This is a genomic window from Mesorhizobium sp. WSM4810 (assembly GCF_055811235.1).
On record NZ_JBVVQV010000013.1, the window covers coordinates 69,228 to 85,907 of the forward strand.

At 56.7% G+C, this 16,680-nt stretch carries 11 protein-coding genes and 2 pseudogenes; 6 read left to right on the top strand and 7 right to left on the bottom strand.

What is annotated here, in order from left to right:
- Positions 1 to 77: 77 nt before the first annotated feature.
- On the bottom strand, positions 78 to 1,352 hold the full coding sequence (locus AC0L3O_RS19505; protein ID WP_473616331.1) for a polysaccharide biosynthesis/export family protein: 1,275 nt from the start codon (positions 1,350 to 1,352) through the stop codon (positions 78 to 80).
- A 135-nt stretch (positions 1,353 to 1,487) separates the two neighbouring features.
- Between AC0L3O_RS19505 and AC0L3O_RS19510 the strand changes: the two are divergent.
- The 3 genes and pseudogenes from AC0L3O_RS19510 to AC0L3O_RS19520 all read left to right on the top strand — a co-directional run.
- Positions 1,488 to 1,639: pseudogene (locus tag AC0L3O_RS19510) on the top strand (molybdate ABC transporter permease subunit); the annotation flags it as partial.
- Between the two features lie 428 nt (positions 1,640 to 2,067).
- Positions 2,068 to 2,283 (top strand): exopolysaccharide production repressor protein, encoded by a 216-nt coding sequence (locus AC0L3O_RS19515; protein ID WP_473533745.1) that lies wholly within the window; start codon positions 2,068 to 2,070, stop codon positions 2,281 to 2,283.
- A gap of 572 nt (positions 2,284 to 2,855) precedes the next feature.
- Positions 2,856 to 4,724: a Wzz/FepE/Etk N-terminal domain-containing protein gene (locus AC0L3O_RS19520; RefSeq protein WP_287175319.1), complete on the top strand. Its 1,869-nt coding sequence runs from the start codon at positions 2,856 to 2,858 to the stop codon at positions 4,722 to 4,724.
- A 257-nt stretch (positions 4,725 to 4,981) separates the two neighbouring features.
- Here AC0L3O_RS19520 and AC0L3O_RS19525 read toward each other — a convergent pair whose 3' ends face one another.
- The 5 genes from AC0L3O_RS19525 to AC0L3O_RS19545 all read right to left on the bottom strand — a co-directional run bounded on the left by AC0L3O_RS19525 (position 4,982) and on the right by AC0L3O_RS19545 (position 12,115).
- Complete coding sequence (locus tag AC0L3O_RS19525) at positions 4,982 to 6,085, bottom strand: glycosyltransferase (RefSeq protein ID WP_473616332.1); 1,104 nt, start codon at positions 6,083 to 6,085, stop codon at positions 4,982 to 4,984.
- Positions 6,086 to 6,364: 279 nt separating this feature from the next.
- Positions 6,365 to 7,330, bottom strand: a complete 966-nt coding sequence (locus AC0L3O_RS19530; RefSeq protein WP_287175316.1) for a glycosyltransferase family 2 protein — start codon at positions 7,328 to 7,330, stop codon at positions 6,365 to 6,367.
- Positions 7,327 to 8,607, bottom strand: a complete 1,281-nt coding sequence (locus AC0L3O_RS19535; protein ID WP_287175314.1) for an O-antigen ligase family protein — start codon at positions 8,605 to 8,607, stop codon at positions 7,327 to 7,329. The genes AC0L3O_RS19530 and AC0L3O_RS19535 overlap by 4 nt, the downstream gene beginning before the upstream one ends.
- A gap of 641 nt (positions 8,608 to 9,248) precedes the next feature.
- Entirely contained in the window at positions 9,249 to 9,950 is a 702-nt protein-coding gene (locus AC0L3O_RS19540; RefSeq protein WP_287175312.1) for a class I SAM-dependent methyltransferase, read from the bottom strand.
- A gap of 104 nt (positions 9,951 to 10,054) precedes the next feature.
- Positions 10,055 to 12,115: a hypothetical protein gene (locus AC0L3O_RS19545; protein WP_287175310.1), complete on the bottom strand. Its 2,061-nt coding sequence runs from the start codon at positions 12,113 to 12,115 to the stop codon at positions 10,055 to 10,057.
- Between the two features lie 663 nt (positions 12,116 to 12,778).
- Here AC0L3O_RS19545 and AC0L3O_RS19550 point away from each other — a divergent pair.
- The 3 genes and pseudogenes from AC0L3O_RS19550 to AC0L3O_RS19560 all read left to right on the top strand — a co-directional run.
- Positions 12,779 to 13,621: a hypothetical protein gene (locus AC0L3O_RS19550; protein WP_473533741.1), complete on the top strand. Its 843-nt coding sequence runs from the start codon at positions 12,779 to 12,781 to the stop codon at positions 13,619 to 13,621.
- A gap of 105 nt (positions 13,622 to 13,726) precedes the next feature.
- Positions 13,727 to 14,413 carry a class I SAM-dependent methyltransferase gene (locus tag AC0L3O_RS19555; protein ID WP_473533740.1) on the top strand — a complete coding sequence of 229 codons (687 nt, stop codon included), beginning with the start codon at positions 13,727 to 13,729 and terminating at the stop codon, positions 14,411 to 14,413.
- A gap of 406 nt (positions 14,414 to 14,819) precedes the next feature.
- Positions 14,820 to 14,963: pseudogene (locus AC0L3O_RS19560) on the top strand (IS66 family transposase zinc-finger binding domain-containing protein); the annotation flags it as partial.
- 442 nt (positions 14,964 to 15,405) lie between these two features.
- On the opposite strand, the gene AC0L3O_RS19565 reads toward AC0L3O_RS19560, so the two are convergent.
- A complete protein-coding gene (locus AC0L3O_RS19565) occupies positions 15,406 to 16,671 on the bottom strand; it encodes a polysaccharide pyruvyl transferase family protein (protein WP_473616333.1) in 1,266 nt (421 codons plus the stop codon).
- Between the last annotated feature and the right edge of the window lie 9 nt (positions 16,672 to 16,680).

The window sequence follows — 16,680 nt, forward strand, 5'->3', positions numbered from 1 at the left end:
CCAGAACGATTTGGCCCTGACCACATTTCCATAGGACACGTGCAATTACGCGCCGCCCCTATACAATATTTAATTGTTTAATTCGCGACCGCCGCTCCTAGTGGGACCTTCAGCGTAATTGTGATGGTGTCACCCGGAGAAAGCAGAGTATCTTCAGTCGCCTCGGTCGTCGCTGCCCGTCCGTCAGTGGAGCGGGTTACACCGATCGTAATGCGGTCCCCTTCGCCTACAAGGTCGCTGCGCATCTGCATCACGTAGGCGATTTGTTTGGTCAGGGAATCGATCTCAGCGCGCACTTGCGTCATCGCCGCGCGTTCAGTCTGCAAATTAGCCAACAGGTCGATTCGACCCTGGTCGATAAACTTGTCAAGACTGCGCTGCAAATCCCCTTGGTCGCGTTCAAGTTGAGCGATCTCAGCGTTGGTTTGCAAAGCGCGGGTCGCTGACAAGAGCACTGCGCGTTGAGCATTGTTGACGCTAGTGATCTGGATCAGACCTTTTTCGAAGAGCTTCTTGAGGCGAACAAGTTCCGCCGCATCTGCGGCTGCGCCCGCTTGATCCGCCTTCTGCTGGTCCTTCAGATAGCCCATTCGTTCCGCCGCCTTGGTTGCGGCCAACTTAATCGAAGCGCGCTCCTTCTCCTGATCCGCATAGACAGCTTCAAGATGCTTCCCCTCCTGCTGCAAAGCTTCGTCGCGACGAGGTTCGAGGCTCGGGTCACCTTCTGCGTCCGGGACCTCAATCACTCTGGCGCCGCTCAGCTGCGCCTCTATGCGAGCAGCTTTGATTTCGCTTTCCTGGTACTTGATGCGCAGAATGTGGAGGCGGCCGCCAAGGTCCGCTGCTGTCATTTCAGGGTTTTGAAGCTCACCGCGACCGAGCTGGTAGCCGCCGCCAGCCGCCACAGCTTGTCGGACAGTCATTCCTGGTCTGAAGGGCTGAATCCCAGGAGAGGCAATGTCCCCGTCAATATAGACGGGTCGGTATTCCTCAATATCAACTACAATCTGATCCGGGTAAAACCCAGTCCAAGTCTCAGTGCCGTCGGCGGATCGTTGCGGAAGAGATTTTGGTTTTAAAACCTCAATTACCTCCTTGCGAACATCCTCTATTGTCTTCCCGAGAACGTTTAGGGGGCCGAGGACCGGCAACACAATTACACCGCTTTGGTCGATCACAGCTCTCTTTTGCATCTCGGGATAGCCTATGACAGCGAAGCCGATCACGTCGCCAGTCTGCAGACGGTAATCGCCGACATTGTACTCCTCTGCTAGGGCAAGGCCATTCGACAGATTCGCATATGCGAACAACAAAAACATGCATGCGAGCGCAGCGCAGCTGCCTGCACGCATCCAGCGCACCGATCTATTCAACATTCGCGATCACCCCGCAATGCTCGAGCATGACATCGACGCAGACCTTTCTCACAACGCCATTCCTTTGAGGCGAATTTACGCTCTGAACAACGGCAACAAGGCAGACCATGTTCCGAGATCGCGCCACTCTGATCGTCATCCAGCTGGAAGAATACAACTATCCGGCGGCCACCGCGATCGCGGCGATCATGGTTTTGCTATCGTTCGCCATGCTCCTGGTCGTCAATCTGGTGCAGTCGCGGAGCCGCAAACGCTATGGCTGACGTCACCATCGTATCGCCGATCGGAAGCGACACCGCCGGCCAGCGAGCGGCCGGTCGCGCTACCTGCTGATGGCAGTCGCGTTCGTCTTCCTGGTGGCCTGAGCGGCATTGGCCCGTCTGAGGCGGGGCCGCCATGTCCGCCGCTCCGCTAAACACTGAAGCTGCGCGGCGGACACACCAACGTCGAAGCCATCCCATTTTGCTCAACTTGACGCACACAACTCGATTCAGCCTCTGCCTAAATCCACATCGCATGGCATGGCCGGTCCCGCCTGGAAGCAAGCCTCCTGGCACAGGTTGGGCGTATTTATTCGCATATTCTAATATATCGGTCGCTCTGACCCGTTCCGATATGTTATGATGGTTAACGCGCTGAGGCCTGGATAGCCAAGGAGCGCGTCACGTCAGCGGCTGCTAGTGGGACGGCGATGTCCTTTTTGCTTTTTTTGCGAGCCTTTATCATAGTATTGTTGGCATTCGCCATCAGTATATATTTGCTCACCGGCTCCGTCTGGGGCACGTTTGTCCAAACGTTAATTTGTGGGATCTTGATACAGATTGGGTACTTTGTTGCTGTCATGCTGCTAGTGTGGCGCTCGGTCTCCAAAGAATCGGTGACTCCGAAGTCACACATCGCGCGATGAGGCCGAAAGGGAGCAAATGCCGAGCCACTTAGTGAGGCGGGCCACTCTCCGCCTTTATAGGCTCTGGCTGCTAGAGCAGGACGATCAGCAAGATGACACCCCACACCACGAAACAAAATGAGACTGCAGCCTGTCTTATTCTGGCATCGGAGAGGCTTTCCGCGACACGCCAGACGCGCGCAGGACCCTTGCGGTGATCGTTATCGCGCGTCTGTGATCGACGAGCCATTCCAATCGACCTCCCTGTTTCCCGCGGGACAGGCTCAACCGGAGCCCGGGATCTCTTGCTCAGATGTTTTGACATTTGGCAATACGACTCAATTTCTTCTTTCAATTGGAGCTTACGACATGCAGCGGAATTGCGGCAGTCGGAGATGGGCCGCGTGAGGTTTCGTTTGTATCGAGGTTAGGAGTTGCGCCTTGGCGAAGAGCGGGCTGATGCCCGCCCCGAGCGGTGCGCCTGTGCTCCGCGGGCGTCGATACTGAATTTGCAGACATTTAGGCAGATAATGTGGTAGGGTGTTTGTCATTACCAATGCGCTGCCAGTCTCATCCCACGGGTTTGAAGGCTTATGCTCCGCGAAGTTGAAAAGCACCCGGATTCTGCCTTCAAATTCGGCGATCCTCAGTGGGGAACGATTGATCTCGAAACACTCGTGGCGGCAGCGCGACGGCAGTCGAGGTTCGTCCTTATATGCGCGCTCGCAGGTCTTGTGCTGGGGCTGGCGTATCTTTGGGCCGAGGTGCCCTTGTACCAGTCGACGGCCAGAATCCTGATCGACAAGAACCAGCCATCCATCGTAACGCAGTTAACAGAGAGCGGAAGCTCCGCACAGCTTGACCCGATGATGCTGAGTCAGGTCGAATTGTTGCGTTCCGACCGCATCGGGCTAAAGGTTGTTGACAGCCTCGGTCTTGCTACCGATCGCTCTTTCTTGTCGGCGCCATATTCATTGCTCAACAGTCTCACAGGATCGGTCGCTGGGTGGCCATTCATCGGCAGTTCCGAAGCAAGCGGAGCGCCGGTGAAATCGAGTGCCGCGCGAGGATCCGATCCTCGATGGCAGGCATTTGGCATTCTGGCTGAGAATATAACGGTAGCTCGTGTAGGGCTTTCTTACATTCTGGAAGTCCAATTTCGGTCGCCTAGCGCCGAAATGGCGCAAAAAATAGCCAGTAAGTATGCAGAAATCTATATTTCTGACCAAGTCGGAGCCAAAGACGAGTCGATTATCCGAGCTCGCAGCGCGCTGGCGGAAGAGGTCGAGACGGTGCGAAAGCGATCGGTCGATGCCGAACTCGCAATCCACAGGTTCCGAACAGACAATACGCTGACCAAGGAAACGCTGGTTACCTTGCGCCAGCTCGAACTTGAGGCGTCCTCTCTCAAGTCGCAATATGAACAGGTCCTGCAGCAGTACCAAGCGAGCCTGCAGAACCTTTCGATGGCGTTGACGGAGGCGCGGACTATCTCGGAGGCACCCTACCCCGGCAGACCGAGTTCTCCAAACAGCAGTCTTACGTTGGCGTTCTGCGTCGTGCTCGGCGGCATGGTTGGCGCCGGTGTGGGCGGAGTTCGGGAGTACCGGGAGCGCTTTTTCCGCACGACGGCTCAAGTGCGCGATGAGCTCGGACTTGAGACGCTCGGAATGATCCCTTTGCTGGACGGGAAGCCAATTCGCCGAGACACGCACGATCGTGCGGCCGGAGAGCCGTCATTCATCGAGGTGGAGAACAGCGCTTTCAACTGGGTAGAGCAACATCCGCGCTCGGAATTCGCTGAAGCGATGCGAACTGTGAAAGTCGCTGTTGATGTCGAGTTACCAAGGAAGAGCACCAAGGCGCTCGGCATCGTTTCTTGCCTTCCGGGAGAAGGGAAGTCGCTGGTCGCTGCTAATTTAGCGCTGGTTCTTGCTATGCAGCGTTGTAAGACGTTGTTGATCGATGCCGATATCCACAATCCGGGCTTGTCCCCTATGTTAGCCAACGGCTGGGAACGAGGCCTGGCCAACTTGTTGGCTGGAGAACTCAATCCGAGAGATTTGCTGGCCCATCAGTCATTGCCATTGAGGTTCCTGCCCGGCGTGAACCAGAGCCAACAAAAACCCGCAGACACCGTGCAGCCTATCGAGAAAATGGGCGACTTTCTGCTCAAGGTGGGCCCTATGTTCAATTACGTCGTCGTTGATTTGCCCCCGTTGGCTCCAGTCGCGGACGTGAGGTCCTTTGTCCAGTACCTCGACGGCCTTGTTCTGGTTGTTGAATGGGGTGTGACCGCTCGTACATTCGTGCGCGAAATTCTCGACAACAACCCGATCCTGGCGGATAAATGCATCGGCGTTCTGCTCAACAAGGTCGATATCAAAGGAATCAAGCGGTACCAAAAGTTCGGCAGCGCCGAATTTTACAGTGAACGTTATCATCAGTATTACCAGGCCTAGTTGTGGAGCAGTCATTGTTTTGTCTTGAGCAGATAGCCCAAGGAGGGCTTTGGCGAACAAACTCCGTCCGGGCCTATCCGCGCGAGACGCAGGAGATGGTGTTCGTCGGGAAGGACCGGCGATACATCGTCGCTTCCTCCAGCCGGTGGGCCGCACGCTGGCATCCAGGTCGAGAACCATGTCGGACAGGTGGGATGCCGAGCAGTCAGAATTCACGATTGGCCCGGCTAGCCTGGTCGCCAGTGCTTTGCCGGTCCTTACATTCCGCCACCCAACACCGCCGTAGCGCGGACACGCAAAGCATCCTGCGAATAGGCCTCCAGCATATCGTGTCGTGCCTGTATTCCGATCTCTCTGCGGAGCGTTTCATCGCCCGCGAGCAATAACACTTGGGTCACCGCCATCTCCGCTGAGGGCACAGTAAGCTTCAGCATGTTCTGTGCATGCTTCCCGTAATCCCGAATACCGCCGACGTCGGTCGCGATCACCGGAAGCCCGGCAAGCATCGCCTCGGCGACGACGATGCAGAACCCTTCCGTATCGGACAGATTGATGAACATGTCACGATCACAGGCCAGCTCGAACCAGCGTGCGACATATCCATGGAAATGCACGCGATCTCGAATGCCGAGCTCATCCGCCTTGCGCGAAAGCGCCTGCCGTTCCGGCCCGTCGCCGTAAAGATCGAGGCTCACCGAAACGCCGCGGTCTTGGAGCATTCGGATGGCCTCAATCAGGCGGTCAAAATTCTTTCGCGCCATAAGGCGTCCGGCTGCAGCAAGGCGCAAGGGTGTGTGAAGCGCGTAGTCGCGCTTGCGGGAGGAAGCCTCATCGGCACGAAACAGAGGCACCACATGCGACCGGCGCCTGCGGGGCAGGAAGTATGCTTGCGTCTCCTGCAGCGTATTTTCGCAATCACCCCAGATTTCGTCGACACGCCAGGACAGCGCCTTGAGCACAGGGCCATAAACGCCTTCGGCACGCCGGGAGCGGTAACGGGCGATGTGCTCGAATGAAACGCAGCGAAGCCGAGGAGCGAACATCGCAACTAGCCGTCCCAGGAGATTGGCCTGCTTGAGCGACAACACAACCATATCCGGCCGCCACTCCCGGATGAGGCGCAACATTACAAAGAACGTGCTCACGAAGGTGCGCAAGGAAGGCACTTCGCTCTGCGACGTCAGGATAAGATTGTGCTCTCCGATATTTGCGGCGATTTCATCGGCAAGAGCCTCGCGACCACGGCAACAGGCTAGAATCTTCAGCTCGTGGCCGCTGAAAAATCCTGCTTGCAGCAAGGTCAGCAGCCCATGCTCGGCGCCACCGGGATCGAATCCGTTGATGAAGTAAAGAATTCGCATGTGATAGTGAAGCGCTCCGATTCTCTTGCACCTCGTATTTACTGTCGCAACTAACGGCCCGATCTTGTGTGGAATTCTCCTGCGCTTGTGGTGAGGGCTCAGTGGTGGGGTCTGGAGACCTTTCAAGTTCTTACCCGCGTTAAGAGCGACTTGGCGACCGCGGAGAGCTCTGATTTCGCCTCCGTTATGGTCCTGTGTCGCGGTACAGAATAATCGCTACGGAAAGATTCCAGGGCTGCCGCATGAGATGCTCGAACTCTCGCCATTCCGCCAGCATCATTAAGAGCCGTCAGCAAAGTCTTTGCGCAAGGCGCGGTAGAACAATAGCTTGGCTGCACGGCGCACCTGCGGATCCATGCCCCTCGGCAGGGCGCAAAGAAAAAAGTAAACGTACACCCGCCATGACAATGGATCGTGCCACATCGCGCGAATGAGCAAGCGCGCTCCACGTTTCATTTCGCCTTGAGCCACGCAATCATTGCCCGCCTTTGCGTACAGACGCGCGTTGCGCCGACGCGCGAGGTGCGCAAGTTCCGGCCGTCCCATGGCCCATTCTCGCGTGAGGCCTTCGCCTACCGGCAGAAGCGCGTCGAGTCTGCGGGTTATGTTCGAGCCATGGCGCCGTTTATAGACGAGTGCTCCGGCCACATGTTGAAATGTCCAACGCTCGGCTGCGCGCATACAAAACTCTGTATCCTCTCCAGCCCTGAACGCCTCGTTGAATACCCCGATATCTTCGACCATCTCCCGCCGCATAACCATATTGGAAGGAACAATCGGCCCATCAAGCAGAAAATATGTCGGCAGCGTATCGCGTTGGTCCGCGCGATAGCGGCGCACGGCGACGTGTAGAGCATCGGACAGATCCGGAGCGGAAAAATCGACAAAATCGCCGTAGACAAGACCTGCCTTGCAGCCATTGCCCAAGACGGCTAATTGACGCTCAAGCTTGTCCTCGGCCCAGAAGTCATCGCCGTCGAGAATTGCAATAAGATCGCCGGCAGCATGTCTGATGGCAAGATTCCTCGCCGATGAAAGCCCGATACCCGCCGTCGTCAGGACATGTACGCGCGGCTCCCGATCGGCCAGCGACGCAATCAATTCCGTCGAGCCGTCCGTCGAGCCATCATTGACAATGATGATCTCTTTGATGTGGCTCGACGCGGTCTGATTGATCACGCTTTCCACTGCCTGCGCGATGAAGCGTTCTTCATTGTGGCATGTCATGATAACCGAAACACTCATCTCGTGTTTCCTGGCAAGGGGCTCGCGAGAAATCGAGGATGTCTCATGCCCCTGGGGTGGCTCCTCCGCGCCCTGTGCAATGATAGCCAAAGCCCGTGCCGGGTCAATTCCGGCAGGAGCGAGACAAGACTCAACGTGACGAATGCTCGTGTGCCGGAGGCTTCCGTTCCAACGTAAAGGGCGCAGGGAACAAGAAGCACGAGGGGCAGAAGCCGTGCCTGGGCCGCTCCGATCAATCCGTGGAAAAGTGCCCAGCTTAGGGCACGGCTTAATCGAAACCATGCAGCGAGCCATATGAGAACATAGAGGCTGAGCCCAATGATGCCGTTCTCGGTGAAGATGCGTTGAAACTCGCCATGTATCCCCAGCCGCAACTCGCCAGGAAGTCCGCTGAACTCCGTATCGATAATATTCTTGAATTTGTTCGTGCCCACGCCCACTAATGGATGTTCGGAGATAAGCTGTTTCGACAGAGTGAAGGCAAACGCGCGCTGGACATTGCTCGGCGTGTCACCAGGGGCATATTTCCCCGTCGCGGCCAAATGTTCGTGTTGCCCCATGCTCAACGGATTGACGATGGTCTGCAATTGCTTTTCGACATAGGCGTTGTCTACCATGATCGATAACATGAAAAGACCCACGAAGCCGGCGGCGATCGCTGGTACCATTGCAGCGACCCGTCCGCGCATCAGAAGCGCAGCGGTCAGAAAGAGATAGATCAAAAACGCCTTGCGTTCCCCGGATAGCAGGAGCAAAGGAAGTATCCCTGCCCATGCAAACCAAAGGGCGCGCCGCTTGCCCCGTTTGGCGAAGAGGAGGAGCCCCGCGAGCGCAATTGGAAGGAAGGTGAATACGAGCCTTGGGTCGGCCAAGTGCTTCCAGCCGACCGAGTAGCCATGAGCCACATGCCAGTTGATCGTATAGGCGAGAATCAGCACCATGCCGAAAAGCAAGATGTTGACGGCCTTCTGCGTCTCGAGCCATCTAGCCTCCTGTGCGATGGCGAACGCAAAGGCGCCCACGGTGGACATCTGCAACAGCTCGCGCAGGCCGTTCTCTGCGTCCACGCTGAAGGCCGAGACCATGTGCCAGCCCAAGAAGGGCAGGAGCAGTAGAAAACCGGCTGAAAAAGCCAAATTTCGCCAACGCCCCGTCGCCAGGCCAATGATGAGCGCCAGCAATACGATCACCTCGAACGGACGCAGCAATACAAGACCCGTCTCGAGCCTGATTGGCAGGAAGAGGCTCAGTATCGCGAATGTGAGGAGATAACGCATCACAGCCCCCTCGCGGCGAGATATTCTTTTAGCATGTTCTCTTTCCCGGATACAGAACTTGTTGGATGTATCAATGCCAGCCGCGGAGAAACACTTCACCCTGCTCCAGCCGACGACCCCATCGTTCCGCCCGCTGTGGCAATCGCATATCGAAGAGGTTTCCGCCTGTTGGGAAAGCTCACCCTCCTCGGCTGCGGGGAGGCTTACTGGTGGCAGAACTCATCAGCAGTCCGACGAGAGTGGTGCCGCATCCCGACGGCGTGCGGTCGATGCGGCCTAGCCGACGGTCTCGCTCTCCGGTGTCCAGGCTTCTGGCTGGTTGAGCACAGAGACCGCGCGAACATGGCAGCGAATCTTATGCCCGGTATCCCGCGAACTGAGCTCATAGCTTGTGCCGGTTTCGTCCACGATCGGAACGCCGTCACGATACCATAGACACTCTATTTGCGACGCAATCACGTTCGATACGACAGTCAGCTCTTGGATTGGTGAAGCCTCGCCCGAGAAGACCGGCAATGCGCTGAATTTTGGCGGGACATCGAGGGATGGGTCCGCGCAGGACTCAGTGGACTCCATTCAGTCCGCACAAACCATTGGAGAAAAGCAAGGGACATATCCGTGGCTGTGGTTCCAATCTCACCTCAGATACGATCGCTCGTGCTCATCGCCCGGAAGCACATAAAAGCCTGAGAGTTTAGGGCCGGGCCCAAGACCGGAAATGGAGAATATCCGATCGAGATCGGGGCGAAGCGGCAGGCGAGTCTCTGTCGAAGCACCCTGTAGTCAAACCCCTTGTGATCGAGATAGGCGCCGGACTTGCTCCGTGGGACCTGTTGCCAGAGAATTGCCGCACGGAATAGCTCCCAGGCGCTGTATCGCCATCGCGATTTGTTTATAAAAACTGCGTTGGGGTACTTGAGCAAGAGAATAGGCCCCACCATGATGGGCACGGAGATGATCAGAACGCCACCAACCCGCAGAGAGCGCTCACAGAACGAGATGAACTCCTCTAATACGTGGTCGTCGACATGCTCGAGGGTTTCAAAGGCCAGCACCGCGTCTAGTACCTCATCAGGTATCTCTCCCAGGCTCCCTACCGGCGTGAACAATGGGGCTTTTGGCGTCACATAGGGATCATAGCCGTAAAGCGGTCCTGTCCAGCCCCCGCCGGCCAGCGTGTTAAGAAAGTCGCCATTGTTGGATCCGTAGTCGAGGATAGCGCTGCTTGGAGAGAGATGTTGATTCACAAGTCGGATACCCCCTTCATGCCGGCTTCTCTGCGCAAACCGTGCAGCCGGGTTGGGGCTATTCACCGTCAAGCGGTCATAGGCGGACGGACTCATATGTTTCTCCCGGGGCGAAAAGGAACTAAGAGGAGACCCTGCCGCCTGTCCTTTTTGCACGGGCAGATAATGCCATATTCAAGCCGCGAAAGCTCATTGCACGATTACCTCTCTACGACGTCCGCTTCGGCTGTCCAGGCTTCCGGCTGATCAAGCAAAGAGAGCGCACGCACTTGGCATCGGATCCTGTGCCCAGCATCCCTTGCATTGAGCTTGTATGTTGCAGCAGTTTCGCCGATGATGGGAACTCCGTCACGATACCAAAGGTACTCCAGATGCGACGCTGGCACATTCGGCTGTACGCTCAGCGTGCTTCCGATTGAGGCAGAACTGGAAAGCTCTGGCAATCGCGCGAAGCCTGCAGGCACCTCCGCAAGGTCCGACTCCTTCTGGCGGACCCGAATATAGTCTATGGCCATGTCGTAAGTTTCGGATGGATCCGGCAAGACTCCGCCCCTGCCGGATCGAATGCCCAAATCGACCATGATGTATTTTTGCGCGGCAAGCTCCGGCGTCGTCGGGCAACGTGCCACTTCATAGCCATCAATCACGAAGTATGTGTAATTATCTTCGATCTGGGCGTACCACGTATGAAACTCGCCGTCATATATGTCTATCGCGTTGGGGAAGCCGTTTGACTGGTCGATCGGGTAGCCGGCGATCTTCCTGCGCACGTCAGCGGCGGCGATTTGGGGATCGAGATAGGCAAGCGCCGGCTTATGCACATGCTGGCTGATATTGATCCACGTTCCGTCCGTCCCCCCATATTCCCAAAAGTCAGTTTCCAGACGATTCCGCGTCCGCCAAAACAGGTGCTCCTTGCCATAGGCCCAGAAGGCAGGAAAGAAGTCCGGGCGCGGCGCGGAAAGCTTGGGGAACTTGGCGCGGATCTCGAATATTCCTTTTCCCCACCACCGACCTTGGCCGTTGTTGTTGACCGAAGAAAACGCTCCGGTCCTCCAAACCTTGTTGTGGACGAGACGGAGCGACAGCGTGTGGCTCTCGGCATCGTGAATGTATGAAGACGGCGTCCCGGAAATCCGCTGTGCCTTCGCATCCCCGCCGATATTGGTGAGATGCGTCGGCGCGAACCAGCCGCTGCTCTGTGAGCCTGTCAGATCGTCGACAATGGTGTTGGTCTCGAAATCGTCGAAGAACACCGTCGTATAGCCGCTGATATTGGGCGCCGCCTGACCGCGATGGGCTTGGTTCGTCCTTGTATCAACCGCCGCCCAACTTGCCCAAGCCTGCGAATCGAAGGCATAGCGCGCGGGATTGTCGCTGGCATCCACCGCCGAAGGCGGTCTCTTTCTATAGGGATGATCGTCTGGCAGGTCGGCTTGCCTGCCGGCGCGCCACATGGCCCAACCCACGAGCTTGTCGATCTGCGCATCATTGAGTTCGCTTTGCCCGATGATGACGCAATCGATCGCGACATCGGCCCTCATCGGCTTGTTCACATCGCCCATGAAGCTCTGCGATTTCATCAGGTTGGGTTTCAATGCATGGATCGCCTGGCCGGCCGTCTTGACCCCATTCACCACAGCCTGCATCACGAATCCGCGGCGGTACCCGACCATGACATTCCAGTCGTTAAAGTCGGTCGAGTACTGTCCTTCCTCGCTCTTGAGCTTGCCGTCATGGAGCCGCGAAACGAATCTGCCGGCCGGGGGCTTGAAACAGACCTGGGGCTGGCGATGCACCGGGCCGCCCTCCGCGCCATTGACGCAAAGAACGGAAACGTTATCCGCACCGGTGTTGTTCACCGAATGGCACCGGGCGATCACGAGCCACCACCGGTGGAGATAGGGGGCATCCTTATCGACTGGCCAGGTCAACGCCTGTTTCGTGCCCTTCTTGAAGAGGACGCCGCCGTCATTCGGAAGCTTTGTTGGGCGCAGGGAGGGCTCGGCTTGCACCGCAGCCACCGGCTTCACGCCGCCGGATTGCCACGAGGAGATTTCGCCTTCGGCCAGATCCTCCTGATACCAGGATTTCACAATCATTTCCGGGAACAGACCAGGACGCCAGGAGTCAGCTTCCGGCTGCGAGCCTTGCGCCGGGCCGGCGGCGCGAGCATCCCGTCCTGAGCGACCGGATGCCGTCAGCACAAGGGCGGCGCATGCGGCCAGCGCCAGATCCCGGCGAGAAATGCGGTTGGTCATTATCGTGTGCCTTACCTATCTCACATCGCGCCAATATCCGCTGGTTTCGAGCTAAGGCTGCACCACGGCGCCCGTTACCGATTATTGCGCTTCTCCTCGCAAAAACAATTCGCCGCTTTAGTCTGGCTTTTCAATGACGCCCTGCGGCGCGCCGAAGGGCAACAGAATCTTTCGAAACGGAGTGGTCTGCGAGCATCGAGATACTATGGAACGAGCCGTTATCGTCATTCGTTCGGTCGAGGGGGCTCGAACATACCGGTCAACATGATCGCTGCCTCTCTCTCGAAATAAGATGGCCGCAGACAAGTTCTGGCAATTCTGCTACAAGGAGCTTAGCTTGTTCCGAAGGTCTATCCGCGCGCCGGAACCCACTTGGTCAGGTTGTCTCCCGCGAGTTCAATGTGATGAACTTCGCCCGTCCTAGTACCTCCTTTCAGAAATCGGATTTCCCATGCGTTTTCGTGTGGTACGAGTAGCGCTTGCAGTGCTGTCCGGCACGCGGCGATGAAGCGGGCGCGCTCCTGACGATGGTCGACAACCAAAAACACGCGCGCTACGGGTACAGTGACACGAGCCTTTACGACGCGAGGGTTAGGAAATACTATCGCCCAGTACACTCAGACAGGTCAATAGCGCACCGAACCGCAATCCCTGGACCCCAGAATGGATCGAGCCATTGTCATAAATTCCTTCGGCCGCGGCGGGTCGAACATTCTGGCGAATATGATCGGCTCTTCGCCCGGCGTCCTCATGACCTTCGATGAGTTTTGGCAGTTCTACTACAACGGCGGCTGGAATCTTCCCCCAAAGGTCTATCGGCGTCTGGGAGTCCGGGCGGGCAAGCTGGCCTCCAGATCAGTGTTCTACGCGAAGCGATTTCAGAAGCGTCTGGAAAGAAGCATCCAAGCGTCGATCGCCGCTGACTACCAGCTGCGGAAGGAAAGGGGGCTCGATCTCGCGCTCGCGCGCCACGTCCTCTTCAAGGTGACTGAGTACGACATCTTCCTGAACTCTGAAATCGAGAAGCAGTTCGAAGAGACGATCTTCGTCGGGCTGGTGAGGAACGGCTACGGCCTTTGCGATTCATGGAACCGCCGAGGGGTGCCGGCCATGATGGCGGGTCGAGTCTACAGCCACATTGCCGGCAAGATGCTTGAGGAACAGGCTGCCAGAGACAACTACTTGCTTGTCAGGTTCGAGGATATGGTTGCCCATCCTCTCCGCTTTCTGGATCGCCTGTACGGGCGCCTGGCGCTGCCGCGGCCCCGTGAGGACGCCTATATTCACAAGCCAAAGAGCTATGGGCCCGGTCAGGAGGCCGCCGCGTCTGCAAGTCGCACCATGCGCATAGTGGACAAAAGCTACTGGGCGTCACTCCTGGCTGAGAACATTAATGCTGCTGCGATCGAGCGATTGACGAGCGACGACCTGAAGGACTTCAACAGGTACGGCTCCGGCGTCATGGAGTCCTTGTACGAGGTTCGGTGGAGCAGCCCGGGCCCCTGAATTCGCAGAGGGTGGAGCAAACGACGAGGCGAACGGTGCTAACGATGCGGGCCTGTGGCGACAGGCCCTCGCACACTGTAACTAGCGGATGGGGAATGCTCGCCGATGCGTCCGAATGAAGCCAAGCACGTTCAGACGATCTTGGCTTCGCTTCCGAGCGAAGCAATAAATCCCTGCCTGAATATCGGCTCCTCGACCGCCCACTTCCGGACGGTGGAACAGCCCCACGTCGACCTACTCGTGTTTCGGCCGCTTCGCGAGCGCGGGGTACGTGTCCTCAATATCGATATGAAGGAAGAGGAGGGAGTGGACTTGATTGGAGATGTACTGGATCTGGCCTTCCAGGAGCAACTGAGGGCGCTCCATCCCAGGCTCGTCATGTGCTGCAACCTACTCGAGCATCTGGTTGATCCGGGCGCATTTGCCGATGCCTGCGCCAGTATCGTGGAGCCTGAGGGTCTCCTGCTGGTCACCGGCCCGTACAGCTACCCCTATCACCTCGACCCCATCGATACGCTCTACCGGCCAGCCCCCGACGAAATCCGTCGCCTCTTTCCTGATTTCACCTGCCTGCAAGAGGCCGTCGTTTCGGACAGCACCTATCTGGACGATCTTCTGAGCCAGCATACATTACCGGAGCTGATCCGGCTGCTTACCCGGCATGTTCTAAGTTTTCCGTATCTCCTTCTTGCGGACTTTGAGCGTTTCAAGGCTCGCTATCATAGATACTTCTGGCTCTTTCGACCCTATTCGTCGACCGTGGTCTTACTGCGTCGCCCCGCTTACGGTTGATTTAGTATATGATTGCTATCACCACGTAGAAGACTCCTTCAATCTTAGAGGACGAAGATCGATGTTGAATATACAACGCGCTTGAATTCGGGATGACCACATCGGCAAAGTACTATAACAAGAAGAATGCCAACGGAAAAGCTTATATCGCCAGCGCGACTCAGACCCGTGACAAACCAGAGCTGCAACTCGCCTACATTGCATTAAGATGAATATTGTTCTCATTACAGAACCGACCTGCGCCCGACTGCGCGATGTCATCGGTAAAAAGCCTCCCGATCCCGCGAACGAAGCTATTCGGAAAGACTTCTGCTAGTCACTGCGTGACCGCCTCAAAGGTGTTTTCTAACTTGGTTTTTCCTGTCACACAGGATTGGAAACGACCGTGCGCAACGCCTTAAGTAGGCATGTGATCGGCGAGGAAACCTTGCAGGGGCTCGAGGTGATCCCGGCGCAGTACCGGGCGATGGTGACGCGCCGTCCCAAATATGCCTGCCGAGCCTGCGAGCAGGTGGTGGTGCAAATTCGCGCATCTCAGAGTCACATCGAGAAGCTGAGAGGAAGATCTTTGTATTCGCACGGTGAGGGCGCCTTGTCATCGCCGAGCGCTGAGTTTAGAGAACGCAAAGTGAGCATGCTGGGCGGCTGGAGGTCGAGACTGGATGCCGTCGCCGTTGGTCGATTGGAGCGAAGCTGCGGATTGTATCGGAGAGCCCGCATCGCGTCGCTGATCGAAACCTGGAAATTGGAAGGCGGCGATCCACGAGCCTACCTCGCCGACGTACTCACCAAGTTCGTCAACCTCTGGCCACCTCGAGTCTCGACGAGCTAATGCCCTGGGGGCGCCCGAGAACTCAAGCAATAAACTCGCGGGCTGACACCAGCTCCGATCCAACTACAAGACGCCGGCGCCGAGGCAAAAGAGCGCTCACTCAGGTCTTCTCGCCGATCACCTGCATAGGTGCCCGACAACAGGTGGACACGCGCCCAACCTATGCAAGCGCAAGGAACGGTGCGTACGCCACTTCTATCCTTCTCAGCTGTTGGGAAATTGCGTTTGCACCAGCCGACGAAATCGAAGATCGCTCCTCCGATAGACACCGTGCTAGCTTGGCAAGGACCCGATCAGACCAACCAGCCTGCTGCAATCTTTCAGTTTCGAGCGGATAATCAAATTGGCGAAAGATCGCTGATACTTTGAAGACCGACGGTTCGATGCTAACGACCGGGACACCCTCGCAAAGCGCCAAAATCGAAGCATGCAGGCGGCTGCTGATGACGGCATCGCATTTTCGGTATATGGACCGAAGCTGCTGATTTCGAGGCTGGTAGTTGATGACCGTGGATTTATCGATCATCCGACTCAAGCGTCTGGCGAAAGCCAAATCGCGATGGATTGCATTCGACACAAGAACGATGGGACGCCCGACCTTATTCAGACCTTCTGCCAGACGCGCCCATTCATCCACGCCCTGCATAGCCACCAAGCCATTAACTGCAAGCCCGATCGCCCCGCGGGGTATGGCGCTTGCAGCCTCCGGCACCGATATCTGTGAGGCCAGAAACACCATATCCGGTGCCTCATGAATAATCGAATTGCGCACGCCAAGATCTATCGCAACTTCAACCGATTTTGCGTCGCGCACGCTCAAATAGCACAGGTTCTTGTATACGTGAGCAATCAAGGCACCGAGAGCATTGTTCCCGATCTCGGGGTTGTGGTTGATTGCGACAGTCTTCTTTCCGCTTAACTGAGCGATTCGAAGCAACAGAAGCAACCGCATCACTTGATGAGGATCGCCGGTTGGACAAATTTCCCCTGCGGGATTCCAAACGACTAAATCAGAAGTACAACAAGCTGTCACAGCGGTTACAGGAACTGATCTCTCGATTAGTCCCATGCCGGCCAATTTCCTACGCAATGCCAGCTTATGCTTTACTCTTCGGAAGGGACCACGAAGCTCCTTTCCCGTCTCGTCAAGCTTGACCAAATTTAACTCAGCTTTCGCTGGCAAAGGCGCGTCCTCCCTGCGAAATCGCAATGTCAGCGCGTGAGCTAGTGCGTCAAACTCCTTGATCGAACCTCCACCGATGCCCCTCAGATCAAATTGTTCGAAAAAGCGTGGGTAACGATCAATAGCTCGAACATCCGCAGCAGGAAAACGGGATGTTACGTACCGTATGAACTCTGTAGAGATTCCCTCATTGCCCGCATTTTGCGTATGAAGACGCGTTATAAGAAAAACACGAGGTCTCATATTAGTCCC

What these genes read in the sequence shown, in the direction of transcription:
- AC0L3O_RS19505 (WP_473616331.1), bottom strand. Translation starts at nt 1,352, where the DNA reads ATGCGTGCAGGCAGCTGCGCTGCGCTCGCATGCATGTTTTTGTTGTTC.
- AC0L3O_RS19515 (WP_473533745.1), top strand. Translation starts at nt 2,068, where the DNA reads ATGTCCTTTTTGCTTTTTTTGCGAGCCTTTATCATAGTATTGTTGGCA.
- AC0L3O_RS19520 (WP_287175319.1), top strand. Translation starts at nt 2,856, where the DNA reads ATGCTCCGCGAAGTTGAAAAGCACCCGGATTCTGCCTTCAAATTCGGC.
- AC0L3O_RS19525 (WP_473616332.1), bottom strand. Translation starts at nt 6,085, where the DNA reads ATGCGAATTCTTTACTTCATCAACGGATTCGATCCCGGTGGCGCCGAG.
- AC0L3O_RS19530 (WP_287175316.1), bottom strand. Translation starts at nt 7,330, where the DNA reads ATGAGTGTTTCGGTTATCATGACATGCCACAATGAAGAACGCTTCATC.
- AC0L3O_RS19535 (WP_287175314.1), bottom strand. Translation starts at nt 8,607, where the DNA reads ATGCGTTATCTCCTCACATTCGCGATACTGAGCCTCTTCCTGCCAATC.
- AC0L3O_RS19540 (WP_287175312.1), bottom strand. Translation starts at nt 9,950, where the DNA reads ATGAGTCCGTCCGCCTATGACCGCTTGACGGTGAATAGCCCCAACCCG.
- AC0L3O_RS19545 (WP_287175310.1), bottom strand. Translation starts at nt 12,115, where the DNA reads ATGACCAACCGCATTTCTCGCCGGGATCTGGCGCTGGCCGCATGCGCC.
- AC0L3O_RS19550 (WP_473533741.1), top strand. Translation starts at nt 12,779, where the DNA reads ATGGATCGAGCCATTGTCATAAATTCCTTCGGCCGCGGCGGGTCGAAC.
- AC0L3O_RS19555 (WP_473533740.1), top strand. Translation starts at nt 13,727, where the DNA reads ATGCGTCCGAATGAAGCCAAGCACGTTCAGACGATCTTGGCTTCGCTT.
- AC0L3O_RS19565 (WP_473616333.1), bottom strand. Translation starts at nt 16,671, where the DNA reads ATGAGACCTCGTGTTTTTCTTATAACGCGTCTTCATACGCAAAATGCG.